A 609-nucleotide genomic window follows, 5' to 3' on the forward strand; every position below is an offset into this window, starting at 1 on the left:
CAGCCCTCGCTCAGCCGCCCGGTGGTCGAGGAGCTCGCGTCGCTCGGGTTCCTGGAGCGCCGCGAGAACGTCGTGCTCGTCGGCAGCCCGGGCGTCGGCAAGACCCACATGGCCGTGGCCATCGGCGTCGAGGCGGTGAGGGCGCGCAAGCTCACCTACTTCGTCGACTGCCAGCGCCTCGTCGGCGACCTCAAGCGCGCGGCGGAGAAGGGCGCGCTCGAGCGCAGGATGCGCTTCTACGCCCACCTCTCCCTGCTGATCGTGGACGAGGTGGGCTACCTGGACGTGGACAAGGAGGGGGCGGACCTGCTGTTCCAGCTGGTCTCCAGGAGGTACGAGAGGAGGTCGACCATTGTGACGACGAACGTCGGGATAGGCGCGTGGGCGAAGGTGTTCGGCGACCCCGTGGTGGCGAGCGCCATCGCGGACCGCCTCTGCCACCACTGCACGGTGCTTAAGATCACCGGGAGGTCCTACCGCACCAAGGACCTGGCGCCGGACCGGGACGCCGGAAGCGGCGCGTGACGCTGGCGGGATCGGCGCATGTGCGTTGGCGCGAACGGGTGAGGTTCGTTGGTGGAATCGGCGAAAGATAGATTGACACTAACA

1 protein-coding gene is annotated in these 609 nt (G+C 68.1%); it reads left to right on the plus strand.

The window, feature by feature from the left end; translation table 11 throughout:
• A partial coding sequence (gene istB, locus H6A15_RS10225; protein WP_204673648.1) for an IS21-like element helper ATPase IstB occupies positions 1 to 525 on the plus strand: 525 nt, incomplete at its 5' end.
• Between the last annotated feature and the right edge of the window lie 84 nt (positions 526 to 609).

The organism is Enorma phocaeensis (assembly GCF_016901575.1).
In the GTDB taxonomy this organism is placed as follows: Bacteria; Actinomycetota; Coriobacteriia; order Coriobacteriales; family Coriobacteriaceae; genus Limicola; species Limicola phocaeensis_A.